Here is a 25913-nt window from a genome sequence, read left to right on the forward strand (position 1 = left end):
ACCCCGACGACAATGGGGGGATGCGGTTGGATCCCGAAGCGCTCAGCATCGCCGGCGAGATGTTCTCGTCGTCGGCGATGATGCGCGCCGACCGCCTCCTCGTCTACGGGTCGGTGGAGGTGGGCGACGCCCGATCCATCGGCGGAGTTCTGGTGGTGTCGGCGCAGTCTTTCGGTGCGGCGGGCTACGAGAACCTCGAGCTCCGGGTTCCCGGCGACTTCTCCCGGCTTTCAGGGTGGTGCTCGTGCGGGCGCGGCCCCGAGTGCGAGCATTCCTGCGCGGCCGCTCTCGTGCTCTTCGACCGCATGATCTCTGCCGGTCGTCCACCCCGCCCCGAGTGGCAGCGTTCGCTCGACGAGCTGTTCTCGGCGGCACCGGCCGTCGACGACGAACCGGCGTTCGACCTCTGCCTGTTCCTCGCGATCCGTCGCGGCGGAGGACACGGCCGCAGCACCGCCCTGACCCTCACCGCCCGCCCGGGGGTCCGCGGCACCCGCGGCACGTGGATCAAGGGCCGCGCCGGGTGGTCGGCTCTCGCGACACTGCCGGCCGACCCACGGGGGCGCGCCGCGCTCGACAGTCTCGGGCGGCTGGGGCGATCGGGCTCCGGAGCGTATCTCTCCGACGAATGGATGCCGCTATCGGCCGTCCCCCCGCACTCGCTGTGGTTGCAACTCGAGGCCGTCGTCGCTGCCGGGGTGCCCCTCGTGTCGGCGGCGGGCGCGCATCACCCGGTGCGCATCGTCGACGAGGTGGCGACGGTCGCCGTCGCCCTGGACCGCCGAGGCTCGACCCTCCAGGTGCGTGGGCTCGTTCAGGGCGTCGACGACGAGACCGCCGGCCTCCCCTCTTGGGTGGTGGGTGACCCGGCGGTCGCGGTGGCCTTCGTCGCCGACCGTGACGGAGAGGGCGAGCGCATCACCCTCGCGCGCCTGTCGACGCCCGCGACGGGGCCGGTGCGCGGGCTGCTCGCGCGGCCCGGTGCACTCACCATCGACCAGGGCGGTTCCGACACGTTCCTGCGCGAGTACCTCCCGCGACTGCAGCTCGACGCGCCGGTGGTGTCGCCCAAGGGCACGGTGGAGGTGCCGGTCGCGCCCCGCCCCGTGCTCGAGGTTCTCGTGGAGCATCGCGACGGGTCGACGAGGCTCGCCACGAGCTGGGATCGCTCGCCCACCCGCGGTCGCCGTCACGACGAACACGAGCGGGCCGTCTGGGCCGCCGTCGCTCGCGTCGCCGACGACCTGCGCATCGATATCCCGGGTCCGTTCGACACGGGAAGGGCGCCGGCGCGCGTTCTGACCCCCGCTGTCGCGGCGGTCTTCGCGGTCGAGGGGCTGCCCCGCCTTCGAGCGATCGCAGACGTCCGGGTGGAGCTGACCGGCGAGGAGTTGGCCTATCGGGCGGCGCCCGAGGCCCCGGTGGTGCAGCTGAGCACCGGCGCCGACGACGGTAGCGACTGGTTCGATCTGAACGCGCGGGTGAGCGTCGGCGACATCGAGGTCGACTTCACCGCCCTCTATACCGCTCTGTCACTCGGCGATCGGGTGCTGTTCCTCGGCGATGGGGAGTTCGTGCGCCTCGACACGGCGGAGTTCGACCGGCTGCGCGCCGTCATCGACGAGGCCCGGACCCTCGCCGATCGGCCCGGCAACCAGTTGAAGCTCAACCGCTACAACGTGGGTCTGTGGGACGACCTCTCCGAACTCGGCCTGCTCGCAGCGCACGAGGCGGAATGGTGGCTGCGCGTACGGGGCCTCACCGATGAGGCCTCCCTCGCGCCCGTCGCGCCGCCGGTGGGGCTTCGGGCGACCCTTCGCGACTATCAACGCACCGGTCTCGACTGGCTGCATTTCCTGCGCGTTCAGGGGCTCGGCGGCATCCTCGCCGACGACATGGGACTCGGCAAGACCGTGCAGACCATCGCCATGATGGAGGTCGCGCGCGACGCAGATCCCGACATGGCACCCTTCCTGATCGTCGCGCCGACGAGCGTCGTCGGCAACTGGGAGCGCGAGTGCGCCGCCTTCGCCCCGGATCTCGACGTCAGGGTGATCTCCGCCACGCGCGCGCGCCGGTCTACCAGCGTCGCCGAAGCCGCCGCCGGCGCGCACGTCGTGGTCACCAGCTACGCCCTCTTCCGTCTCGAGCAAGAGCAGTACGGCGACGTGGAGTGGTCGGGACTCGTGCTCGACGAGGCCCAGCAGATCAAGAACCCGTCCTCGCGGGGCTACCGAGCCGCCCGTGCCCTCGCGGTGCCGTTCACGCTCGTCATCACCGGCACGCCCATGGAGAACAACCTGCTCGAACTGTGGGCGCTGGTCTCACTCGTGGCTCCGGGCCTGCTCGGCACCCGCGAGTCGTTCACCACCCTTTACCGCACCCCGATTGAGAAGCATTCCGACGGGGCGAGGCTCGACCTCCTGCGGCGGCGCATCCGCCCGTTCCTGCTCCGGCGCACGAAAGACCTCGTGGCCTCCGAGCTGCCGCCGAAGCAGGAGACGATCGTCGAGGTCTCCCTGCATCCCGCGCACCGCAAGCTCTACGACCGCCGCTTCCATCGTGAGCGTCAGCGCCTGCTCGGCCTGCTCGATGACGATGCCGAGGGCAATCGCTTCGCGATCTTCCGCTCGCTCACGATGCTGCGTCAGCTCGCCCTCGACCCCGCGCTCGTCGACGAGGGGGAGGCGCCGTCGGCGAAGCTCGACGCGCTCGAGGAATTGCTGGTGGAAGCGGCGGCCGAGGGACACCGCGTACTCGTGCTCAGCCAATTCACGCGCTTCCTCCGCGCAGCCCGCCAGCGGTGCACCGATGCGGGTGTCCCTTCGGGCTACCTCGACGGCGCCACCACGCACCGTCAGGCCGAGATCGACCGGTTCCGCGACGGCGACGACCCCGCCTTCTTCGTCTCGCTCAAGGCGGGCGGCGTGGGCCTGAACCTCGTCGAGGCCGACTACGTCGTGCTGCTCGATCCCTGGTGGAACCCCGCGGTCGAAGATCAGGCGATCGACCGGGCGCACCGCATCGGCCAGACGCGCCCGGTGATCGTCTACCGACTCGTTTCCTCCGACACCGTGGAGCAGAAGGTCGTCGCGTTGCGCGAGGCCAAGGCCGACCTGTTCTCGCGCGTCCTCGACGGGGGCGTCGACGGCGGTGGCGAGACGTTCGCGGGCGGTCCGCGTCTCACCGCCGACGACATCCGCAGCCTGCTCGACTGACGCGAGTCGGGCGCAGCGGAGGGCGGGGTCTGGCCGATGTCGGAGGTCGGGTCTAGCGTGACTGCCATGTCCGATGCACAGCCCCCGCCCGTCACCGGGGCGTCCGCCGCGCCTGCGGAGGCAAATCGCACCTTTCTCGCGGTGCTCGTCAACACGGCCGCGGCGAACGTCACCACGAGCTTCCTATGGTTCGCCCTGACCTACTGGGTCTACCTCGAGACGCGCTCGGTGCTGGCGACCGGCATCGTCGGCGGCGCGTACATGCTGCTGCTCGCCGTCTTCGCGATGGTATTCGGCTCGATCGTCGACCGGCACCGCAAGCATCGCGTCATGGTGTTCTCCGGGCTCGTCACGCTGACGGCCTTCCTCGTGGCGGGGGCCCTGTGGCTGGCCTTCCCCGAGGCGGCGCTGCTCGATCTGGGCGGGCCGTGGTTCTGGCTGTTCTCCGGCGTCATCCTGGCCGGCGCCGTCGTCGAGAACATGCGCAACATCGCGCTGTCCACCACCGTCACCCTCCTCGTGCCGGTGGATCGCCACGCCAATGCGAACGGTCTCGTCGGCACGGTTCAGGGGCTCGCTTTCGTCGTCACGAGCGTGTTCAGCGGGTTGTCGGTGGGATTCCTCGGCATGGGGTGGACCCTCGCGATCGCCATCGGACTGACCGTCGTCGCGCTCATGCACCTGTTGACCATCCGCATCCCCGAAGAGCGACCGGCCGCAGGCGGCGAGCCCGGCCCGATGGTGGATCTCCGCGGAGCGGTACGGGCCGTCCGCGCCGCGCCCGGACTCTTCGCCCTCATCATCTTCTCGACGTTCAACAACCTCATCGGCGGCGTCTACATGGCCCTGATGGATCCCTACGGCCTCGAGCTCTTCAGCGTGCAGGTGTGGGGCGTGGTGCTGGGTGTCACGGCGACCGGCTTCATCATCGGTGGTGGTCTGGTCGCGAAGTTCGGTCTCGGCAAGAACCCCATCCGCACGATGCTCTGGATCGTGATGGGAATGGGCGTGCTCGGAGCCGTCTTCGTGCTCCGCGACTGGTGGTGGCTCTACGCCGCCGGTATCTGGGTCTACATGGCGCTCATTCCGCCGGTGGAGGCCGCCGAGCAGACGGTGATCCAGAAGGTCGTGCCCTTCGCCACACAGGGGCGGGTGTTCGGTTTCGCCGCCGCCTTCGAGTCGGCCGCGGCTCCCGTGACGTCGTTCCTCATCGCCCCGATCGCCGAGTTCGCGATCATCCCCTACATGGAGGGCTCGGAGGGGCGCGCGACGTGGGGCTGGCTGCTCGGTGACGGCCAGTCGCGCGGGATCGCGCTGGTCTTCGTGTTCGCGGGCCTGGTGATGGTCGTCGCCGCCTCGCTCGCCTTCCTCACCCGGTCGTATCGGATCCTTTCGCAGCAGTACCGGACGGCAGAGGTCAACGCCGACATCGCCGAGCACCCGACCGACCAGGTCGGCGACAGAGCGGACGACGCGTCGCCGGCCGCCGAGATGCCCGAGGCCGCCTCCCGGGGGATGCGCGGGTCGGCACCCGCTCCCGCGTCCGACGAGCCGCGCGCGTAGGCGCTGATCGCACCGGCGGCGAGCGATGCCCGCACGCCCGCATTCGCACGCACCGCGCGATACCGCCCCCGCCCCGGCGTCGGCAGGTCATCGCCACCGACGCCCGCCGCGCCCTGCCGCGCGTCACCACATCGACACCCGCCGCCGCTACCGCGCCCGGCGCGCGGCACCACGTCCACCCCCGCCGCGCGCTACCGCGCCTGCGCGTCATCCACGCCGCGCGCACCACCCCGCCGCCCGCGCCGCCCCGCGCGCACCACCCCGCCGCCCGCGCCGCCCCGCGCGCACCACCCCGCCGCCCGCGCCGCCCCGCGCGCGCCACCCCGCCGCCCGCGCCGCTGCGCTCGACGCTGCTCAAACGGGCGCGGCGATGTCGATCAAGACGTCGTTCCACGCCGCCGCGTCATCGTCCCAGAGCGCGACGAACGAGGCGGCCAGCGCGTCTTCGAGTCCGTCGAGACTCTTCACGCGGAAGACGACGGCCGCGGCCGCCGGATCGTGCCCCGCGTCGCGGGCGTGCTTGGCATACCCCTGCGCGACGGCGCGCACCCAGGCCTCGGATGCCGCCTTCACCGCCGCGTAGTTGGCTCCGCCGGCGAGCGGCCGGGCGACCGCGCTCGACGAGACGATCGCGAGGCGTCCGGCATCGGAGGTGCGGATGTCGTCGTCGAAGGCGCGGCTGACGTGTCGCAGCGCGATCAGCGACCGCAGCAGGAATGCGAAGTCGTCGTCGCTCTGGCCGGCGAGGCCGCCGCCGCCCCGCCACCCGCCGACGAGGTGCAGGATGCCGTCGACTCGGCCGTAGGCGGCGTGGACGCGGTCACGGAGCCCCTCGACGGCGTCCGCGTCGGTCAGATCGCAGCGCTCGACGGCGATCCCGGGGACCTCCGCCGAGACCGCGGCCAGCCGATCATCGTCGCTGCCGACGACAATCACGTGCGCTCCGGCCTCCGCGAGGGCGCGCGCGCACGCCCGCCCCGCCGCGCTCGTCCCGCCTGCGAGCAGCACCCGGCGCCCGTACACGCCTTCGTCCGCCGCTTCCGCATCCGTCATCGTCGGCCCCTTCTCCAGTGTGAGCCCCGGCGCCGCCCACGTCGAGCCCCCTCCGAGGGAGGGTTCATCGAGGGCCGCCGCGTGTCAGTCGGTACCGCGGATGCCCTCGGTCGACGCGATCACGGGCCGCATCTTCTTCTCGAGCGCCTCGAAGAACATCGACAGCGGGAACTCGTCGTCGAGGACCGCGTCGGTGTAGCCCTTCGGCAGTCCCGCGAGCACGTCATCCGAAAGACCGCGGGCCCACACCGATGCCGGGTGGGGCGTCACGACCGAGCGGACGAGGTCGTACGCGGCGAGCCAGTGAGCCGTCTTGGGTCGGTCGATCGAGCGCCAGTACAGCTCGTCGATCGCGTCGGCCAGGGCGACGACCGCCGCGGGCACCTCGTCCCAATCGAACGCGAGCGAGGTGTCGGTCCAGTGCAGTACCCGACGTTGATGCAGCCACGCGAAGAGCAGCTGCCCGCCGAGACCGTCGTAGTTGCGCACGCGCGAGCCGGTGATGGCGAAACGGAAGATGCGGTCGAAGATCACCGCGTACTGCACGAGCTCGGCGTGCTCGAGCATCGCCTGCTCGGCGGCATCCAGGTCGTCGCGGGCCGAGAGACGAGCCTGCAGCGAGACGCTCTCGCGGAAAGCGGTGAGGTCGCAGCGCAGTTCCTCGAGCGAGTACAGGAAGAACGGCATCCGCTGCTTGATCATGAAGGGATCGAAGGGCAGGTCGCCCCGCATGTGGGTGCGGTCGTGGATGAGGTCCCACATGACGAAGGTGCGTTCCGCGAGGTCCTGGTCATCGAGCAGGCGGGCGGCGGCGTCCGGCAGTTCGAGCTTGGTGATCTCGGATGCCGCGCGCGTGACACGGCGGTACCGGGCGGCCTCGCGGTCCTGGAAGATGGCGCCCCAGGTGAACGAGGGGACCTCTCGCATGGCGACCGTCTCGGGGAAGAGCACGGCCGAATTGGTGTCGTAGCCCGAGGTGAAGTCGATCAGGCGCAGTGAGACGAACAGTCTGTTGGTGTATTCCGTCTCGAGCCGCGCGATGAACTCCGGCCAGATCGCCTCGACGAGCACCGCCTCGACGTGCCTCTCACTCGAGCCGTTCTGCGTGTACATGGGGAACACGACGAGGTGACGGATGCCGTCGACCCGGTGCTCCTGCGGGTGGAACGCCACGAGCGAGTCGAGAAAGTCGGGCGCGCCGAGGCCCTCGGCGCGCCAACGGCGGAAGTCGGTGACCGAGGCGGTGAGGTAGTCGGCGTCGTGCGGAAAGAGGGGGGCGAGGGCGTCGAGGGAGGCGATGACGTCGTCGATGAGGGGCTCGGCCGCGGCGGTGTCGTCGATCGACCCGTCCTTCGCCTGCAGCGCCTGCAGCGCGGTCGCAGCGGTCCTCAGCTGCGCCCAGGCGGGGGTGTGCTCGACCGTGTCGACGCCGTGACCGGCGAGCAGATCGTCGGCGGCACGGGTGGGCGTGGTCGTGGTCATGGCATCCTCCGTCCGAAGCAGTAAATATTCCTGCTGAACGTGGATACTAACGGAAAACCTACGGTTCGCACCACTGCCGCCTGCGCAGCTCCTGCTACTGTCGACCCCATGACCGAGGCTCCCGCGCCCCGCGCCCCGCGTCTCGATGACGCCGTCGATGCCGCGATCGTGCGTGAGATTTCGCTCGACGCCCGCGCCACTCTCTCGCACCTGTCCGATCGCGTGGGCCTGTCGGTCTCCGCCGTGCAGTCGCGCCTCCGCCGGCTCGAAGCCCGAGGCATCGTGAAGGGGTATCGCCCCATCCTCGATGCCGAGGCACTTGGCCGGCCCCTGGCCGCCTTCGTCGAGATCACCCCGCTCGATCCGGCGCAGCCCGACAACGCCCCCGACCTTCTCGCCCACCTCGGGGCGATCGAGGCCTGCCACTCCATCGCCGGTGAGGCGGCCTACATGCTGTTCGTGCGCGTCCCCACCCCGCGCGAGCTCGAGTCCCTCATCCGCGACATCCGCTCCGCCGCCCAGGTGAACACGCGCACCACCGTGGTGCTGCAGACGTTCTTCGAGGCGCGTCCGGTCGAGCCGGCCGACTTCCCGGCCTGACCCGCGGCGGGGCGGGATACATCCTGAGACGGATGCCGGAGCATCCACCCCCGCGTAACGTGGCGACGGTGCTCTCCCCGCGCCCGCTTCAGCGATACCAGCTGATCACCGACCTCGGCCTCGCCGCGGTGTTCGGCCTGCTCGTCTTCGCCATCGAGCTCACCTCGACCCCGTGGCGGGTTGATGCGGGGGTGGCCGCGTCGGTCGTGGCCGACAACGTCGGGGCGGTCCTCACAGCCGCCGCGTTCACGGCGGCCGTGGCCGTGCGCCGCCTGCGTCCCGGTGTCGCCCTCTCGCTCGCCTGGGTCGGCGCCGTCCTGCAGATGGCCTTCTCGCGCTCTCCGTCGCCGAGCGATCTCGCCGTGTTCGCGGCGCTGTACACCACCGGCGCCTACGGGTCTCGGCGCGTGTTCTGGGCCGGCTTCGCGTCGGCGATCGCGGGTGCCGTGATCGTCCCGCTCTACCTCCTGCGCGGCGGGATGTCGGTGCCGCTCGGCGCGGAGCAGTGGTTCGCCGTCATCGCGGTCATGTTCGCGGCAGGCTTCGCCCTCCTGCTCTCGTGGGTGTCCGGCGCCCTCGTCCGCACGGCGCAGCGCGCGGCGGCGAACAGCCGGGCGCAGCGCGCGGCCGAAGCCGAGACGATCGCGGAACAGCAACGGGTGCAGATCGCGCGCGACATGCACGACGTCGTCGCGCACTCGCTGGCCGTCGTCATCGCGCAGGCCGACGGCGCGCGGTACGCGGCGGCGTCCGACCCCGGGGCGACCGTCGATGCCCTGACGACGATCTCCTCGACCGCGCGCTCCGCCCTCGGCGACGTGCGGCTGCTGCTGTCGCAGCTCCGCCACAGTCAGGGCGACGGGCCGCAACCGACCCTCGCCGACACCGAGGTCCTCTTCGAGCGGATGCGGGCGGCGGGCATCGATCTGCAGGTCGATGTCGACCCTGAGCCCACGGACCTCCCACCCGCCGCGGTCCAGCTCGCCGTCTACCGCATCCTGCAGGAGGCCCTCACCAACGCCCTGCGTCACGGCGTCGATCCGCGCGTGCGCGTGCACCTCGGGTGGTGGCCGGACCGCGTCGTCGTCTCCGTCCGCAACGCCCGTCCCACCTCGGCGGCCACCGGCACCCCACCCGCCGGTCACGGTCTCATCGGCATGCGCGAGCGCGCTCAGCTCGTGGGCGGCCACCTCACCGCCGGACCGGAGTACGGCGAGTTCGCCGTCCGCGCGACCCTGCCGATCGGGGCGACGGCGTGACCGCCTCTCCCTCGACCCCCGCGGAGACACCGCGAGACGCCGTGGGCGTCTCTCGCGGTCCTCGGCCACACATCGATCCGCTGCGCTCCCGCCCTCGAAAGGACCTGTCGTCATGACCGCCTCCGTCCGCATCGTCCTCGTCGACGATCAGGCGCTCTTCCGCGCCGGCATCAAGATGGTCCTGAACTCGCAGCCCGACCTCGAGGTGGTGGGTGAGGCCTCCGACGGGCGCGAGGGTGTCGAGGTCGTACGGGCGACCCGGCCCGACCTCGTCTTGATGGACGTGCGGATGCCGGTCATGGACGGCCTCGCCGCGACCGCGGAGATTCTGCGGGAACCTCACGCACCGCGCGTGGTCGTGCTCACCACGTTCGACCTCGACGAGGCCGCCGCGCGGGCGATCCAGGGCGGGGCGAGCGGTTTCCTGCTGAAGGACTCCGAGCCGGAGTTCCTCCTCTCCGCGGTACGGACGGTGCACGCGGGATCGGCGGTGATCGCGGCGTCCGCGACGCGAGAGCTGTTCGCGCACATCGCCGAGGGGGGCTCGGCAGAACCCGTTCCCTCGTCGTACGGCGGGCTGACAGACCGTGAGCGGGAGATCTTCGCGCACGCGGCGTCCGGTCTGAGCAACGCCGAGATCGCCGAGCGGGAGTTCCTGTCGGAAGCCACCGTGAAGACGCACATCAGTCGCATCCTCACGAAGCTCGCGCTACGCGACCGCGTGCAGCTGGTGGTGTTCGCGTACCGGCACGGACTCGTCTGACCGGCGTCGCAGGTTGCGCACCGGCCGACGTCCGGCCGCGGGGCGCGCCCGGCCGCCGGCCGCGTTCGGCGTCGCGGGCGCTGCACCCGGAACCTCGGCCGTCGTCCGGCCTCGCGCCTCCGCGGTCGTATGCGTCAGGCCGCGTCGTCGGAACCCGACTCGTCCTCGAGGTCGTACGCCCAGGTCGGAGCGAGCGCGCGGATGCGCGTCGCCCGCCACTGCCAGGTCGCCCACAGTGCCGGCCAGAGGGCGGGGGCGGCGGCACCGCCGATGGTCAGACGCTCCCTCCACAGCGTGCGGGTCGGATCTCCCGGCGCGGCGGAGACGGCCATCTGGTGGTCCCAGACGTCGAGGACCGACAAGGGTCCCGTCAGCGGCACGCCCCAGTCGCGGAACACGCGGACGCCCCCGTTCGCATCGGTCGTCTCGCGGTCGGCGACCGAGATGAGTTGACGGCCGACGGGCACGATCCCCGCGACGCTCATCTGCACCGGCACGTCGTCGCCCGAAGCGAACGAGGTCGGCATCGTCCCGAGGGCGTCGACCTCGAGGAGGGGACCGTAGAGCTCGGCCACGGCGCGGGGCGAGTGCAGAGCGCGCCAGGCGGCATCCGGATCGCAGTCGACGACGAACTTCAGCAGGATGCGCATGACACCGATCCTCCCCGATCCACGCCTCCGTCGTGCAGACCTTGACGTGATCCCGGCCGGGAGTGAAGCGGTCTTAGGCTCGAAGGATGCCGAACACCGCCGCCCACGCACAGTCCGATTACCAGGTTCGTCTGGAATGGGGTGCGGCGGGACTCGCCCGTCTCGCTCCCGCGGACGTCGTGGTGGTCGTGCAGACACTCGGACTGTCGGCCCGCGCCCTGAACGCATGCGAGGAAGGTGGCACGCTCGATCTCGGGATCGACGACGATGCTGCCGCATCCCTCGTCCGTGCCGCGGCGGCGGGCGGCGCCCACGTGGTCGTCGGGGGCCTCCGAAACGCCGCCGCCGTGGCCGCGCACGTGATGGAGGTGCAGCGCACGAGGCGCCTTCGCACGAGCATCTCGATCGTCGCGGCGGGCTACGCCGACGACGGCGACGCCGCGGGTGTGCGCTTCGCCGTGGACGATCTGCTGGGCGCGGGCGCTGTCGTCGCGGCACTCGGCGATCTCGGCATCGACCACGCCTCCCCCGATGCGGCGGTCGCCGGCGAGGGGTTCCGTGCACTCGGCGGAGCCGTTCGGCATCTGCTCAGCGCGAGCGGCACCGGTCGCGCGCTCGCCGCCGACGGCCGACGCGACGCGGTGCTCGCGGCTGCGTCGCGCGACGCGACGACGGTGGTCCCCGTGCTGCGCGCCGGTGTGGTGTCCGCAGGCTGAGCGCTGCGGCATCCCCGACGGTGCGAGGCGTTGCTCCGCGCTTCGCGCCGTGCGGCGACCGTGATCAGCACGTGTGCGGCCGCGGCCCCAGCGCCGGCATCCGGGGCCGATGCCGACCGCCTCGACGGCCCATCACCGTGGTGTCGCGGCTGCGAGGCGACGGCCTGTCACCGTGGCGTCGCGGCCGCGAGCCTCACGGACGGGCTGATGTCGCGGCGCACCCACGACAGCGCGAATCGCGGGTCGAAGGTGGGCGCGCATTTCGCGCACGACGTCGGGCGCGTGGCGCGACGGTGGCGGTAGGCCACGTGGCCTGCGGGGCAGGTGCCCACCCACGGGGCGAGCTCGTTCGCCGTCTCGCCGGCGTGGGTCGTACCCCCGACGTAGCCGAGGTCGCGCGCCGTGCGCTTCCACGTCGCTCCGTGACCGGCGGACGCCCCCGCGATCGCGTGCGCGACCTCGTGCAAGAGGGTCTGGTGGTTGGTGTCGTCGTCGTAGCGGGCGGCGAGGTAGCGCGAGACGCTGATGCGCTTGCGCCCGTAGTCGCACAGGCCGGCGCGCCGCTTGGCGTTGTCGAAGGCGAAGGACCACGACGCATCGAGGTGCAAGGCGATCAACGCCTCGGCCCAGGTGCGCACGCGCTGCAAGTCCGACATGAGGGGAAGACTAAACGGGGCCTACGACATTCAGCTCGCGACGACCTCGCGCGCACGCCGGCGTTCGGCGGCGTCGATGGCGAGCAGCGTCGACTCGAGTTGTGCGTCGGTGGCGCCGGCGTTCTGCCGCAGGAACAGCGCCTGCTTGAAGTCGCGACGCGCGGACTCGTAGTCGCCCTCGTCGTAGTGCACCTTGCCGCGGTGCTGGAGCGCGAAGGCGGCGATGCTCGCCCAGCCCTGTCCGTCGGCCTCTTCGGCGCACATCGTCAGTTCCTGCTCGGCGGCGGCGTAGGCCCCTCGGCACTGCATGATCGTGGCGTGCAGGATGCGGGCGCGCAGCAGGTCGCGACGGGTCCCGGCCATGCGGGCGATGCGCACCGACTGGTCGGAGATGTCCAACGCCTCATCGAAACGGTCGAGCACCTTCAGCAGCCACACCCGTTCGAGCAGGGCGTGCAGACTCCGCTGCGAACCGATCTCCTCGAGACGCTCCGCGCACTCGCGAGAGTCGGTGATCTCGCGCAACGTGTCGGGGTCGTACCCGTGGATATAGCTCACCGTCGCTCCTCTCGGTCGGGCAGGACTTCCAGTGTGCGTGGCGTGCGCGCCCAGAGCGACACCGCCACGCGGTCGGTCGGCGAACACGGGGGCGTCATCGCTCGAAAATGGATGCCGAGGGCTTCGGCGAGGGCGTCGCGTCGGCATCCGTCGCCGCGCGCGCCCCGCGCGTGAACTCGGTGATCTCGGCGCCCTGCGCGACTTTGGCGGGGTGGGGTCCGGCCGCCATGAGCCGCGGGAGCCACTCGACGGGCAGCGGCGCCGCGGAGGCGGCGACGACGAGGTTGCCGAAGCGACGTCCCTTGAGCACCTGCACCTCGGCGAGCACGATGACCTGCGGGAGCACCTCGCGGATGGTCGCGACCTGCCGACGGGCGAAGGCGAGGCCCGGCCCATCGGAGACGTTGACCAGCAGCACCCCATCGGGTGCGAGCAGCCGTGCGGCGTCGCGGTAGAACTCCACGGTCGTCAGGTGCGCGGGCGTCTGGGCGCCCGAGTAGACGTCGCTGATGAGCAGGTCGACCGCGCCGGTGAGCCCGGCGGGAAGGCGCGAGAGACCCGCCCGTGCGTCGCCGATCCGCACGCGCACCGAGGCACCGCGGGGGAGGGGGAGATTCTCGCGCACGAGGTCCCAGAGCGTCGGCTCCAACTCGATCACCTGCTGGCGCGAGCCGGGTCGGGTCGCCTCGACGTAGCGCGGGAGGGTGAGCGCCCCGGCGCCGAGGTGCACCGCGGTGAGGGGCTGCCCCGGCATCCGGAGTCGATCGATCACGGCGCCCATGCGCGCCACGTACTCGAAGTGCAGGTGCGTGGGATCGTCGAGATCGACGTGTGATTGAGGAGTGCCGTCGACGACGAGCTCGAAGCCCGACACGAACCCCGAGGGGGTGACGCGCGCGGTCGTGCCGTCCGACAGGCGCGCCGTCGGGGCGTCGTCGGGTTCGATGCGCATGCGGGCCATGTGTCAACGCTAGTCCGGCTCCCGCTCGGCCCACGCCCACGGGGTGACCGACGCCTCGTCCGCCTTGCGGGCAGGGTGCTGAGCCCACGTGTTGGAGGGCGGGCGGATTGCGTCGTCCGCACCCCGAGGAGCGATCAGGATGCCGGGATGCCGAAACACGATCGATACAAAGGTGCAATGGGCAGCGCGCCACCCGCCCTGTACGGTCGTCAGAACACAGCAAGTGGAGCGCGGCACGACGATGTGACAGCGCCGTCGTCCTCCTCCTTTTCCCCCCGGAAGGTGCATCGAACAATGCTCAGTACTCTTCGACGACGTCTGCTCGTCGGCGGCGCCGCCGTCGCCATCGGCGCCCTCGCTCTCTCGGGCTGCTCGAGTCAGCGCGATGACAACGACGGCGGCAGCGGCGACGCCGGCGGCGACGTCGACTCGACCTTCGTCTTCGGCGCGTCGGGTGACCCGTCGAGCCTCGACCCCGCCTTCGCCAGCGACGGCGAGTCGTTCCGCGTCTCGCGGCAGATCTTCGAGGGCCTCGTGGGCGTTCAGCCCGGTACGGCCGATCCCGCCCCGCTGCTCGCCGAGAGCTGGGAGCAGTCCGACGACGGCCTGACGTACACCTTCCAGCTCAAAGAGGGTGTCACCTTCCACGACGGCAGCGAGTTCAACGCCGAGGCCGTCTGCTTCAACTTCGACCGGCAGAACAACTTCACCGGTATCGCCCAGTCCGAGAGCCTGTCGTATTACTGGGGCAAGCTCATGCGCGGGTACGCCGACACCGGCACCTCCATCTACGGCGGGTGCGAGGCGGTCAGCCCCACCGAGGTGACGATCTCCCTCACCGAGCCGTTCGCGGGGTTCATTCCCGCGCTCTCGCTGCCGGCCTTCGCCATCCAGAGCCCCACCGCTCTGCAGGAGTACGGCGCCGACGACGTGGGAGGCACGTCCGAGGCCCCCACCCTCAGCGAGTACGCGCAGGCGCACCCCACGGGCACCGGCCCCTTCGCCTTCGAGTCCTCGGAACCCGGCGCGCAGACGACGGTCGCCGCGTACGACGGCTACTGGGGCGAGCAGGGTCAGGTGCAGCAGGTCATCTTCCGCGTGATCGGCGACACCACCGCCCGCCGCCAGGCGCTGGAGTCGGGCTCGATCGACGGGTACGACCTCGTCGCCCCGGCCGACCTCGGTGCCCTCGAGGGCGCGGGGTACACGCTCATCAACCGCGACCCGTTCAACATCCTCTACCTCGGTATGAACCAGGCCAACCCGGCGCTCGCCGACATCCGCGTGCGTCAGGCCATCGCCCAGGCCATCGACAAGGAGCAGCTGGTCACCCAGGTGCTGCCCGAGGGCACCACCGTGGCATCGCAGTTCATGCCCGACAGCGTCATCGGCTTCAACTCCGGCGTGACGACCTACGACTTCGATCAGGATGCCGCCCGGGCACTGCTCGCGGAAGCCGGTTTCTCCGAGGCGAACCCGCTGACGATCACGTTCAACTACCCCGTGAACATCTCGCGTCCGTACATGCCGAACCCCGAGCAGATCTTCACCAACCTGCAGTCGCAGCTGCAGGCCGTCGGCATCGTCGTCAACCCGGTGTCCAACGAGTGGGGCGAGTACCTCGACCTGATCCAGGGCGGTGCCGACCACGGCATCCACCTGCTGGGCTGGACCGGCGACTACAACGACCCCGACAACTTCGTGGGCACGTTCTTCGGCGGCACCTCGAACGAATGGGGCTTCGACAACGGTGAACTGTTCTCGGCGCTCACCTCCGCCCGAGGTCTGGCGACCGAGACCGAGCAGGACTCGGCGTACCAGGCGGTCAACGAGCAGATCGCGACGTTCCTGCCCGGTGTTCCGCTCGCGAACCCCGTGCCGACGCTCGCCTTCGCCTCGCGCGTGAAGTCGTACCCCGCCAGCCCCGTGCAGGACGAGGTCTACAACCAGATCGAACTCACCGAGTGATCCGGATGCCGCGGACTCCCCGCCGTCGAGGCGCCGGGGTCCGCGGCATCCTGGTGCCGGGGGTTCCGCTCCGCTCGCGCGGTGGCGGAACCCCCGGCATCCCGCGTCCCCCCGCTCCCGACTCCCTGTGAGAACCCGTGCTCCGCACCATCGGCAGGCGCCTGCTCCTGCTCATCCCGACCCTGTTCGGTCTCTCGATCCTGCTCTTCGCCTGGGTGCGCGCGCTGCCCGGGGGCCCCGCGGTCGCCCTCCTCGGTGAGCGCGCGACCCCCGAGGCCGTGGAGCGCATCAACGAGCTCTACGGCTTCAACGAGCCGTTGTACGTGCAGTACTTCACCTGGCTCGGGCGACTCGTCAGCGGCGACTTCGGTTCATCGATCCAGACCGGCCGGCCCGTGCTGGAAGAATTCGTCCGCCGCTTCCCGGCCACCCTCGAGCTGTCCATCGCCGCCCTCATCGTGGCCGTGGGCATCGGCATCCCGCTCGGCTACTGGGCCGCTCGCCGTCACGGCAAGATCTGGGACCACGGCGCCGTCGTGCTGAGCCTCATCGGCATTACGATCCCGGTGTTCTTCCTGGCGTTCATCCTCAAGTACGTCTTCGCCGTACAGCTGGGTTGGCTGCCGTCGGACGGTCGGCAGAACCCGCGCATCGACGCGACGCACTACACGAACCTGTACGTGTTCGACGGGCTCATCACGGGCGAGTTCGACGCGTCATGGGATGCCATCCTGCACCTGATCCTGCCGGCGATCGCACTGGGCACGATCCCGCTCGCGATCATCGTGCGCATCACCCGCGCCTCGGTCCTCGAGGTGCAGAACGCCGATTACGTGCGCACCGGGCGCGCGAAGGGCATCGGCACCGGGACGCTGCGCAACCGGTTCATCCTGCGCAACGCCATGCTCCCCGTCATCACCACGGTGGGACTTCAGGCCGGGCTCCTCATCTCGGGGGCGGTGCTCACCGAGACGGTGTTCGCCTTCCCGGGCATCGGGCAGTTCCTCGCACGGGCAATCTTCACGCGCGACTTCCCCGTGCTGCAAGGCTTCATCATCTTCATCGCGATCGCGTACGCGCTCATCAACCTGCTCGTCGACCTGTCGTACAGCGTCATCGACCCGAGAGTGAGAGTCCAGTGAGCTCCGGCATCCTTCCTCCCGCTCCCAGCGGCGGTCCCGTCGACGACAACGCGGTGGTCGATTCGCAGCTGCTCGCCGCGCAGACCCGCGGGGGCGGGTTCTGGCAGGACGTGTTCCAGCGACTGCGGCACAGTCCCGTCGCCTGGATCGGCGCGATCATCGTGCTGGCGTTCCTGCTCGTGGCGGCCCTCGCGCCGTTGCTCGCGCCGTACCCGGCCGAGTCCCTGCCCGGACAGCGCTTCATCACGCCGACCGACATCCCGGGGCCGGGCGAGATGGCCGAGTTCCCTCTCGGTCTCGACCGCTTCGGCGGCGACGTGCTGTCCAAGCTCATCTGGGGCGCGCAGGCGTCGCTGCAGATCGGCGTGATCTCGACCGCTCTCGGCCTCCTCGGCGGGATGGCCCTGGGCCTGCTCGCGGGTATGTTCGGCGGGTGGGTCGACGCGGTCGTCATGCGCTTCGTCGACATCCTGCTGTCCGTGCCGAACCTGCTGCTCGCCGTCTCGATCGCGGCCGTCCTCGGACAGAGTCAGCTCGCCATCATGATCGCCATCGGAGCGTCGCAGGTGCCCGTGTTCGCTCGCCTGCTGCGCGCCTCGATGCTGCAGCAGCGCGGCGCCGACTACGTGCTGTCCGCCCAGACGCTGGGCCTCAGCCGGCGCTCGATCACCATGACGCACGTTCTTCCCAACAGCGTCGGACCCGTCATCGTGCAGGGCACCCTGACGCTCGCCACCGCCGTCATCGACGCGGCGGCACTGTCGTTCCTGGGACTGGGCGGCGGCTTGCCGCAGACCGCCGAGTGGGGCCGCATGCTCACCTACGCGCAGGCCGAACTGGCGATCGCGCCGTGGCTGGCGTTCCTGCCGGGCATCTGCATCGCGGTGACCGCGCTGGGCTTCACGCTGCTGGGCGAGTCCCTCCGCGAGTCGATGGACCCCCGCACCCGCGCGCGGTAGCCCACCCCCTTCGGCGGCCCCGTTCCGCTGTCGCGCCCCTGTTCCGCTGTCGCGGGTCAGGGGCGCGGCGGTGGCGGCCGTGGCATCCGTGTCCCACTTATGGCTGCCTGGTGGCTGTTCAGGCGGCCGTTTCTGGGACACGTAGCGTCAGAAGTGGGACGAGGATGGCGGCATGGCTGGCTAGGGCGCCCTCGTCCCACTTGTGGCGGCTTGGTGGCTGTTCAGGCGGCCGTTTCTGGGACATGCGGTGTCAGAACTGGGACGAGGGGGAGCGGCGACGCGCGCGGCGCGCAACAAGACCGCGACTCAGCCGGCCAGACCCAGCTCATTCCCCGGGATCGACGACAGCAGGCGCCGCGTGTACGGGTCGCGGGGGTTGGTGAAGACCTCTTCGCTGGATGCCGCCTCGACGAGACGTCCGTCCTTCATCACGCAGACGTAATCGCTGATCAGGCGCACGACCGCGAGGTCGTGCGAGATGAAGAGGTAGCTCAGGCCGTACTCGCGCTGCAGGTCGCCCAGCAGGTCGAGGATCTGCGCCTGCACCAGCACGTCGAGGGCCGATACCGGCTCGTCGCACACGATGAGCTCGGGTGACAGCGCGAGGGCGCGGGCGATCGCAACGCGTTGGCGCTGGCCGCCCGACAGCTCCGACGGATATCGGCGCAGCATGGATGCCGGCAGAGCCACGTCATCCATCAGCTGGCGCACGCGCTTCGCGCGGTCGGCCTTCGAGCCCCGCTTGTAGACGTTGAGCGGTTCCTCGACGATGCGCTCCACGGTGAACATGGGGTTCAGGCTCGAGTAGGGGTCCTGGAAGATCGGCTGCACCTTCTGCCGGAACTGCCGCAGTGCATCGCCCGTCAGTGAGGAGACGTCCTGGCCGTCGAAGCGGATCGTGCCGCTGGTGGGCTCGACGACCTTCAGCAGCATGCGCGCCGTCGTCGTCTTGCCCGAGCCGGACTCGCCCACGATCGCCACCGTCCGGCCCCGCGGGATCGACAGCGACACATCGTCGACGGCGCGGAAATCGTCGCCGCGTCCGCGCACCGGGTAGACCTTGGTCAGGCCCTCGATCTGGACGATGTCGTCGCGGACCGCCGTCTCGGGCCGCTCGCTGCGGAAGTCCTCCGGGCGCAGACGCACCGCCGCCACCGACGGCGCCGCCGCGACGAGCGACTTCGTATAGCTGTGCTGCGGGTTTTCGAGGATCTGCTTCGCCGGGCCCTGCTCGACCACGCGCCCGCGGTGCATCACGACGACCCTCGAGGCACGCTCGGCCGCGAGGCCGAGATCATGCGTGATGAGCAGCACGGCGGCGCCCAACTCGTCCGTCTGCTTGTCGATCTGGTCGAGGATCGTCTGCTGCACGGTGACGTCGAGGGCGCTGGTCGGCTCGTCGGCGATGAGCAGGCGCGGCCGACACGCCAGTCCGATGGCGATGAGCGCGCGCTGACGCATACCGCCGGAGAACTCGTGGGGGTACTGCCTCGCCCGCTTCTCGGCATCCGGGAGTCCGGCGGCCTCGAGTGCCTCGACGACCTTGCCCTTCACGCTCGAGCGATCGGCGAGGCCGTGCGCGAGCAGCGTCTCGGCGACCTGCGTGCCGATCTTGGCGACGGGGTTCAGGTTCGACATCGGGTCCTGGGGAACCAGGCCGATCTGGCGTCCGCGCACCTGTCGCATCCGGGCCTCACCGAAGGTGGTCAGGTCTTCGCCGTCGAGCAGGATCTGCCCGCGCGCGACGCGTCCACCGGATGCCAGCAGGCCGATGATCGCCATGGCGGTCGTCGACTTGCCGGAGCCGGATTCGCCGACGATGGCGATGGTCTCGCCCGCGTGGATGTCGAGATTCACCCCATCGACGGCCCGTACGGGACCGTCCATGGTGGCGAAGTCGACCGCGAGGTCGCGGACCGAGAGAAGGGGATGGGGGGATGCCGGAGCGGGGGGACCGGCGACATCGGAGGTCATCCCTCCATCCTCGCCCGCCCCGGCGCTCCTGCCCAGCCCTCCCGTCCGATCGTCACACCCCTGTAACGCACTCGGCCGCCCGGTGCATCGGGGTGTGGGGAGCGTTCCGCCGTTCGGGGCGGAAGAATCCCGCCCCGCAGCGAGAACCCGCCCCGCATCGCTACCCGGCCGCCCCCGACACGGCACCCGGAGCGCACGCCCGTGCGGCGCTACCGTGGGGACCATGCGCGTGGACCTCAACGCCGACCTCGGCGAGACCGTCGACGGGATGCCGACCGCCGACGACGAGGCCATGTTCGCCGTCGTCTCCAGCGCCAACGTCGCCTGCGGCGGCCACGCCGGCGATGCCGCATCCATGCGGGAAGCGGTCGACCGCGCCGCACGTTTCGGTGTCGCCGTGGGAGCCCATCCCTCGTACGACGACCGCGAGCACTTCGGACGCATCCGGCGCGATCCTGCTCCGGTGGACCTCCGCGCGAGCGTCGCCGCGCAGTTGGACGCGCTCGCCGCCGCCGGGGCCGACATCCGGTACGTCAAACCCCACGGTGCGCTCTATCACGCCGTGATCGACGACGAAGGGCACGCCCGCGCCGTGGTCGCCGCCGTCGCCGACCTCTCGTCCCGCCTCGGACGCGCCCTCCCCGTCCTCGGCCTCCCCGGCGCGATCGCGGAGGCGGCGGTATCCGCGGGACTGCCGTTCGTGTACGAGGCGTTCCTCGATCGCGGATATACGGCGAAAGGCGCGCTCGTGCCGCGCGGCGAACCCGGCGCCCTCGTCGACGATCCCGCCGCGGTCGCCGCCCGTGCGCTGCGCTTCGTGCGCGATCGCGAGGTCGATACCGTCGACGGCTCGCGCATCGCGGTGGATGCGGCATCGCTGTGCCTTCACGGAGACACCCCGTCGGCGGTCGCGATGGCCCATGCCGTCCGCGCGGCGCTGGACGCCGCGGGCGTCGAGGTGCGCGCGCCGTGGTGACGAGGCCGCACGACGTCGACGAAGCCTGCGTGCGACTGCTCCCGATGGGGGAGCGGGCCGTGCTCGCCGAGGTCGCCGATCTCTCCGCCGTGCTGTCGCTGCACGCCGCGCTCGCCGAGAACCCGCTCGCCGGCGTCGACGACCTCGTTCCCGCAGCGCGTACGGTGCTCGTCGCCTTCGATCCGGCCCGGGTGTCGCGCGAGGTCGTGCGCGCGTGGATCCTCGACGCCGCCCGACGGACTCCGGATGCCGACGCCTCCGGCCCCCTCGTCGAGGTGCCGGTGCGCTACGACGGCGCCGACCTCGCCTCGACGGCCGATCTCCTCGGCATCCCGGTCGCCGAGCTCGTGTCACGACACGCGGGCGTGGAGTGGACGGTCGCCTTCACGGGCTTCGCGCCGGGGTTCGCGTATCTCGTCAGCGCGGGGTGGCCCTACGACGTGCCGCGCCTCGCCGAGCCGCGCACGCGCGTGCCGGCGGGGGCCGTGGGACTCGCGGGCGGCTTCAGTGGCGCCTATCCCCGCGAGACGCCCGGAGGTTGGCGGCTGATCGGCACGACCGACGAGATGCTGTTCGATCCGGATGCCGCCGCCCCCGTGCTGCTGCCCCCGCGCGCCCGCGTGCGCTTCGTGCCCGGGCGCGCTCGCATCGCCGCCGCGGCTGCCTCGGCGGCGAGCGGGGGGCATTCCGGGAAGGGAGGACCGGATGCTACGGACGAGTCCTCCCGTCCCCGAAACCCCTCCGCCCCCACCACCTCAACCCCCGCCAGGACCGCCGCCGCACCCGCCGCCCCCGCACTGCGCGTCATGACCCCCGGCGCCTTCACGACCGTGCAGGACCTCGGCCGCCCCGGCCGGGCCGCGCTCGGGGTCGCGAGGTCGGGGGCGCTCGACCGGGCGGCGTTGCGCATCGCGAACCGTCTGGTCGGCAATGACGAGGGCGCCGCCGGCCTCGAGATCGCGATGGGGGGCTTCGTCGCCCGCGCCGAGACCGCCACCTGGGTATGCGTGACCGGCGCCCTGGTCGACGTCGAGATCGACGGCCGGTCGGGGGACGCCTATGCGCCCGTGCTCGTGCCGGCCGGTGCCGAGCTGCGCATCGGCCTCGCCCGCGCGGGACTCCGCGCCTACCTGGCCGTGCGCGGCGGGGTCGTCGCACCCTCGGCGCTGGGCTCGCGCTCCCGCGACGTGCTGGCGGGTCTCGGACCCGTCCCGTTGGCCGCCGGAGACGCCCTCCGTGTCGGGGTCCCGGCATCCACGATCCCCGTGGTCGACACCTTCCCCTGGTCGGTTCCGCCGTCGCTCCTCGAGGTGCGCGTCACCGTGGGCCCTCGTGCGGACTGGTTCGCCCCCGGTGCCCTGCCGGCGTTGCGAGCCGCGACCTGGACGGTGTCGTCGCACGCCGACCGCGTCGGCATCCGCTTCGACGGTCCCGCTCTCGAGCGCACCCGGCCCGACGAGTTGCCGAGCGAGGGGATGCGCCCCGGGGCGATCCAGGTACCCCCGCACGGGCGTCCGGTGGTGTTGCTGGCAGACGGTCCCGTGACGGGCGGGTATCCCGTGATCGCCGTGGTGACGGATGCCGCACTCGACGCGCTCGCCCAGTCGCGGCCCGGTGATCGCGTGCGGTTCCGGAGCGGCTGATCCGCCCGCCACGCAGGAATGCCCGGCGGGCGCACGCGGTTATACCGCAGGTCCGTAGACGCGTCAAGAATTGGACTGGACACGGCGAGTCCTCCCGCGTATGCTTGGACTTTGCGCTCCTCGATTCCCCCTGCCCTCATATGGTGGTCGGCTGAGTCTGCCCCGTCCCCGCTTCCCAGCGGTGTGCGACGAGCAGATTTTCGGGGCAGGAACGCACTCCACCTGACGACAAGGAATCACGAGCCCCTCGCCCGGGCTTCTGGAGGTTATTCCCTTGGCTGCTGCGAGCAACGCATCCACCACCACCACCCCCAAGAGCGGACGCGGAGCATCCCGCCTCTCGTTCGCGAAGATCTCCGACAAGCTGACCGTTCCCGATCTGCTCGCGCTGCAGACCGAGTCGTTCGACTGGCTGGTCGGTAACGAAGCCTGGAAGGCGCGCGTCGCCGAAGCCCAGGAACAGGGTCGCACCGACGTTCCTGAGATCAGCGGTCTGGAGGAGATCTTCGAGGAGATCTCCCCGATCGAAGACCTCAGCGAGACGATGCAGCTCTCGTTCACGAACCCCTACCTCGAGCCCGAGAAGTACTCGATCGAAGAGTGCAAGGAGCGCGGCAAGACCTACGCCGCCCCTCTGTACGTCGAGGCCGAGTTCATGAACCACCAGACCGGTGAGATCAAGACGCAGACGGTCTTCATGGGCGACTTCCCGCTCCAGACCGACAAGGGCACGTTCATCATCAACGGCACCGAGCGTGTCGTGGTGTCGCAGCTCGTGCGCTCGCCCGGTGTCTACTTCGACAAGACGCCCGACAAGACCTCCGACAAAGACATCGTGTCGGCGCGCGTCATCCCCTCGCGCGGTGCGTGGCTCGAGTTCGAGATCGACAAGCGCGACCAGGTCGGCGTTCGCATCGACCGCAAGCGCAAGCAGTCGGTCACCGTGTTCCTCAAGGCCCTCGGCCTCACCAGCGAGGACATCCTCGCCGAGTTCGCCGGCTTCGACTCCATCGAAGAGACGCTGTCGAAAGACACGATCCTGACGAAGGAAGACGCGCTCCGCGACATCTACCGCAAGCTCCGTCCGGGCGAGCAGGTCGCCGCCGAGGCCGCCCGCGCGCTGCTCGACAACTTCTACTTCAACTCCAAGCGCTACGACCTGGCCAAGGTCGGTCGCTACAAGATCAACCAGAAGCTCGGCCTCGACAAGCCGCTGAGCGACTCGGTCCTCACCACCGACGACATCGTCGCCACGATCAAGTACCTCGTGCGCCTGCACCGCGGCGACGTCACGTTCGACGGTGTCCGCGGGGGCGGCAACGCCGAGATCCGTCTCGACACCGACGACATCGACAACTTCGGCAACCGTCGTATCCGCGCCGTCGGCGAGCTCATCCAGAACCAGGTCCGCACCGGTCTGTCGCGCATGGAGCGCGTCGTCCGCGAGCGCATGACCACGCAGGACATCGAGGCGATCACGCCGCAGACCCTGATCAACGTGCGCCCCGTCGTCGCCGCGATCAAGGAGTTCTTCGGAACGAGCCAGCTGTCGCAGTTCATGGACCAGAACAACCCCCTCGCGGGTCTGACCCACAAGCGCCGCCTGTCGGCGCTGGGCCCGGGTGGTCTGTCGCGCGAGCGTGCCGGCGTCGAGGTCCGCGACGTCCACCCCTCGCACTACGGTCGCATGTGCCCCATCGAGACCCCGGAAGGCCCGAACATCGGCCTGATCGGCTCGCTCGCCTCGTTCGCGCGCATCAACGCGTTCGGCTTCATCGAGACGCCGTACCGCCGTGTCGTCGACGGCCGGGTGACCGACCAGATCGACTACCTCACCGCCAGCGAAGAGAGCGACCACATCGTCGCTCAGGCCGGTGTGGCCCTCCAGGCCGACGGTCACTTCGTGGACGACCGCATTCTGGCCCGCCGCGGCCAGGGTGGCGAGGTCGACCTGTTCCCCGTCGACGAGATCGGCTACATGGACGTCTCGCCGCGCCAGATGGTGTCGGTGGCGACCTCGCTCATCCCGTTCCTCGAGCACGACGACGCGAACCGCGCCCTCATGGGTGCGAACATGCAGCGTCAGGCCGTGCCGCTCGTGCGTAGCGAGTCGCCCGTCGTCGGTACCGGTATGGAGGGCTTCGCGGCCATCGACGCCGGTGACGTGGTCACCGCCGACAAGGCCGGTGTGGTCATGGAGGTCTCGGCCGACGTCGTGACCGTCCAGCTCGACGAGGGTGGCACGCAGGACTACTTCCTGCGCAAGTTCGACCGCTCCAACCAGGGCACGTCGTACAACCAGCGGGTCGTCGTCTCGGCCGGTGAGCGCGTCGAGGCCGGCGAGGTCATCGCCGACGGTCCCGCCACCGAGAACGGCGAGCTCGCCCTCGGCAAGAACCTCCTCGTGGCGTTCATGACCTGGGAAGGCCACAACTTCGAGGACGCGATCATCCTCAGCCAGGACCTCGTGAAAGACGACACGCTGTCGTCGATCCACATCGAGGAGTACGAGGTCGACGCGCGCGACACCAAGCTCGGCAAGGAGGAGATCACCCGTGACCTCCCCAACGTCAGCCCCGACCTGCTGAAGGACCTCGACGACCGCGGCATCATCCGCATCGGTGCCGAGGTGCGTCCCGGCGACATCCTCGTCGGCAAGGTCACGCCCAAGGGTGAGACCGAGCTGTCGGCCGAGGAGCGTCTGCTCCGCGCGATCTTCAACGAGAAGAGCCGCGAAGTCCGTGACACCTCGCTGAAGGTGCCCCACGGCGAGCAGGGCACGATCATCGCCGTCAAGGAGTTCAACGCCGAAGACGGTGACGACGAGCTCGGCTCGGGCGTCAACCGCCGCGTCGTGGTCTACATCGCCCAGAAGCGCAAGATCACCGAGGGTGACAAGCTCGCCGGTCGCCACGGGAACAAGGGCGTCATCGCCAAGATCCTCCCGATCGAGGACATGCCCTTCCTCTCCGACGGCACGCCGGTCGACATCATCCTCAACCCGCTCGGCATCCCGGGTCGAATGAACTTCGGTCAGGTCCTCGAGCTCCACCTCGGCTGGATCGCCCAGCAGGGCTGGAAGGTCGAGGGCACGCCCGAGTGGGCGGCGAACCTGCCCGAGGCTGCTCGCGAAGCCGCCCCCGGCACGAAGGTCGCCACCCCGGTGTTCGACGGTGCGTTCGAGGCCGAGATCGCGGGTCTGCTCGACTCGACGATCAAGAACCGCGACGGCGACCGCCTGGTCGACTCCACGGGTAAGACGCTGCTGTTCGACGGCCGCTCCGGCGAGCCGTTCCCGGCGCCCATCTCGGTCGGCTACATGTACATCTTGAAGCTGCACCACCTCGTCGACGACAAGATCCACGCGCGTTCGACGGGCCCGTACTCGATGATCACCCAGCAGCCGCTCGGTGGTAAGGCGCAGTTCGGTGGTCAGCGCTTCGGTGAGATGGAGGTGTGGGCGCTCGAGGCATACGGTGCCGCGTACGCGCTGCAGGAGCTCCTCACGATCAAGTCCGACGACATCCTCGGCCGCGTCAAGGTGTACGAGGCCATCGTCAAGGGCGAGAACATCCAGGAGCCCGGCATCCCCGAGTCGTTCAAGGTGCTCATGAAGGAGATGCAGTCGCTCTGCCTGAACGTCGAGGTCCTCTCGGCCGACGGCACCGCGGTCAACCTCCGCGACACGGATGACGACGCCTTCCGCGCCGCGGAAGAGCTCGGCATCAACATCTCCAGCCGCTTCGAGTCCTCGTCGATCGACGAGATCTGA

Annotated in this window: 19 protein-coding genes; 12 read left to right on the plus strand and 7 right to left on the minus strand. The window is 70.4% G+C overall.

Annotated features, from left to right (window positions below):
• Positions 1–20 precede the first annotated feature (20 nt).
• Both ACXKZF_RS02325 and ACXKZF_RS02330 read left to right on the plus strand, forming a co-directional pair.
• On the plus strand, positions 21–3218 hold the full coding sequence (locus tag ACXKZF_RS02325) for a DEAD/DEAH box helicase (RefSeq protein ID WP_488985281.1): 3198 nt from the start codon (positions 21–23) through the stop codon (positions 3216–3218).
• A gap of 66 nt (positions 3219–3284) precedes the next feature.
• Entirely contained in the window at positions 3285–4781 is a 1497-nt protein-coding gene (locus ACXKZF_RS02330; protein ID WP_488985282.1) for an MFS transporter, read from the plus strand.
• A gap of 354 nt (positions 4782–5135) precedes the next feature.
• Here the strand turns inward: ACXKZF_RS02330 and ACXKZF_RS02335 are convergent, their stop codons facing one another.
• Positions 5136–5834, minus strand: a complete 699-nt coding sequence (locus ACXKZF_RS02335; RefSeq protein WP_243222831.1) for an SDR family NAD(P)-dependent oxidoreductase — start codon at positions 5832–5834, stop codon at positions 5136–5138.
• A gap of 84 nt (positions 5835–5918) precedes the next feature.
• The gene (locus tag ACXKZF_RS02340; protein WP_488985283.1) at positions 5919–7316 is read right to left on the minus strand and encodes a DUF6421 family protein; all 1398 of its coding nucleotides are present in this window, start codon (positions 7314–7316) and stop codon (positions 5919–5921) included.
• 108 nt (positions 7317–7424) lie between these two features.
• Between ACXKZF_RS02340 and ACXKZF_RS02345 the strand changes: the two genes are divergently transcribed.
• From ACXKZF_RS02345 to ACXKZF_RS02355, 3 genes are all read left to right on the plus strand, one after another.
• On the plus strand, positions 7425–7916 hold the full coding sequence (locus ACXKZF_RS02345; RefSeq protein ID WP_055959389.1) for an Lrp/AsnC family transcriptional regulator: 492 nt from the start codon (positions 7425–7427) through the stop codon (positions 7914–7916).
• Positions 7917–7984: 68 nt separating this feature from the next.
• A complete protein-coding gene (locus ACXKZF_RS02350; RefSeq protein ID WP_235561321.1) occupies positions 7985–9175 on the plus strand; it encodes a sensor histidine kinase in 1191 nt (396 codons plus the stop codon).
• A gap of 112 nt (positions 9176–9287) precedes the next feature.
• Positions 9288–9938: a response regulator gene (locus ACXKZF_RS02355; protein WP_055959386.1), complete on the plus strand. Its 651-nt coding sequence runs from the start codon at positions 9288–9290 to the stop codon at positions 9936–9938.
• A gap of 134 nt (positions 9939–10072) precedes the next feature.
• Here ACXKZF_RS02355 and ACXKZF_RS02360 read toward each other — a convergent pair whose 3' ends face one another.
• Positions 10073–10588, minus strand: a complete 516-nt coding sequence (locus ACXKZF_RS02360; protein WP_488985284.1) for a hypothetical protein — start codon at positions 10586–10588, stop codon at positions 10073–10075.
• Positions 10589–10674: 86 nt separating this feature from the next.
• On the opposite strand from ACXKZF_RS02360, the gene ACXKZF_RS02365 reads away from it, so the two are divergent.
• Positions 10675–11304, plus strand: coding sequence for a 2-phosphosulfolactate phosphatase (locus tag ACXKZF_RS02365; protein ID WP_488985285.1), 630 nt, complete (start codon positions 10675–10677; stop codon positions 11302–11304).
• A 167-nt stretch (positions 11305–11471) separates the two neighbouring features.
• Here the strand turns inward: ACXKZF_RS02365 and ACXKZF_RS02370 are convergent, their stop codons facing one another.
• The 3 genes from ACXKZF_RS02370 to ACXKZF_RS02380 all read right to left on the minus strand — a co-directional run bounded on the left by ACXKZF_RS02370 (position 11472) and on the right by ACXKZF_RS02380 (position 13479).
• Positions 11472–11960 carry a SprT-like domain-containing protein gene (locus ACXKZF_RS02370; protein WP_055959381.1) on the minus strand — a complete coding sequence of 163 codons (489 nt, stop codon included), beginning with the start codon at positions 11958–11960 and terminating at the stop codon, positions 11472–11474.
• A 30-nt stretch (positions 11961–11990) separates the two neighbouring features.
• Entirely contained in the window at positions 11991–12518 is a 528-nt protein-coding gene (locus tag ACXKZF_RS02375) for a tetratricopeptide repeat protein (protein WP_055959379.1), read from the minus strand.
• 94 nt (positions 12519–12612) lie between these two features.
• Positions 12613–13479 carry a spermidine synthase gene (locus ACXKZF_RS02380; RefSeq protein WP_055959377.1) on the minus strand — a complete coding sequence of 289 codons (867 nt, stop codon included), beginning with the start codon at positions 13477–13479 and terminating at the stop codon, positions 12613–12615.
• A 294-nt stretch (positions 13480–13773) separates the two neighbouring features.
• Here ACXKZF_RS02380 and ACXKZF_RS02385 point away from each other — a divergent pair, with 294 nt between their 5' ends.
• The 3 genes from ACXKZF_RS02385 (at position 13774) to ACXKZF_RS02395 (ending at position 17548) form a co-directional block, all read left to right on the plus strand.
• A complete protein-coding gene (locus ACXKZF_RS02385; RefSeq protein WP_488985286.1) occupies positions 13774–15447 on the plus strand; it encodes an ABC transporter substrate-binding protein in 1674 nt (557 codons plus the stop codon).
• A 137-nt stretch (positions 15448–15584) separates the two neighbouring features.
• On the plus strand, positions 15585–16589 hold the full coding sequence (locus ACXKZF_RS02390; RefSeq protein ID WP_055959372.1) for an ABC transporter permease: 1005 nt from the start codon (positions 15585–15587) through the stop codon (positions 16587–16589).
• On the plus strand, positions 16586–17548 hold the full coding sequence (locus ACXKZF_RS02395; RefSeq protein ID WP_488985287.1) for an ABC transporter permease: 963 nt from the start codon (positions 16586–16588) through the stop codon (positions 17546–17548). Before ACXKZF_RS02390 ends, ACXKZF_RS02395 begins: the two co-directional genes overlap by 4 nt.
• A gap of 306 nt (positions 17549–17854) precedes the next feature.
• Here ACXKZF_RS02395 and ACXKZF_RS02400 read toward each other — a convergent pair whose 3' ends face one another.
• A complete protein-coding gene (locus ACXKZF_RS02400) occupies positions 17855–19522 on the minus strand; it encodes an ABC transporter ATP-binding protein (protein WP_488985288.1) in 1668 nt (555 codons plus the stop codon).
• Positions 19523–19745: 223 nt separating this feature from the next.
• Between ACXKZF_RS02400 and pxpA the strand changes: the two genes are divergently transcribed.
• From pxpA to rpoB, 3 genes are all read left to right on the plus strand, one after another.
• The gene (gene pxpA, locus ACXKZF_RS02405) at positions 19746–20498 is read left to right on the plus strand and encodes a 5-oxoprolinase subunit PxpA (protein ID WP_488985289.1); all 753 of its coding nucleotides are present in this window, start codon (positions 19746–19748) and stop codon (positions 20496–20498) included.
• A 29-nt stretch (positions 20499–20527) separates the two neighbouring features.
• Positions 20528–22141 (plus strand): 5-oxoprolinase subunit B/C family protein, encoded by a 1614-nt coding sequence (locus tag ACXKZF_RS02410; RefSeq protein WP_488985290.1) that lies wholly within the window; start codon positions 20528–20530, stop codon positions 22139–22141.
• A 274-nt stretch (positions 22142–22415) separates the two neighbouring features.
• Positions 22416–25913: a DNA-directed RNA polymerase subunit beta gene (gene rpoB / locus ACXKZF_RS02415; RefSeq protein WP_488985291.1), complete on the plus strand. Its 3498-nt coding sequence runs from the start codon at positions 22416–22418 to the stop codon at positions 25911–25913.

The sequence above is a fragment of the Microbacterium sp. ABR10 genome (assembly GCF_057812175.1).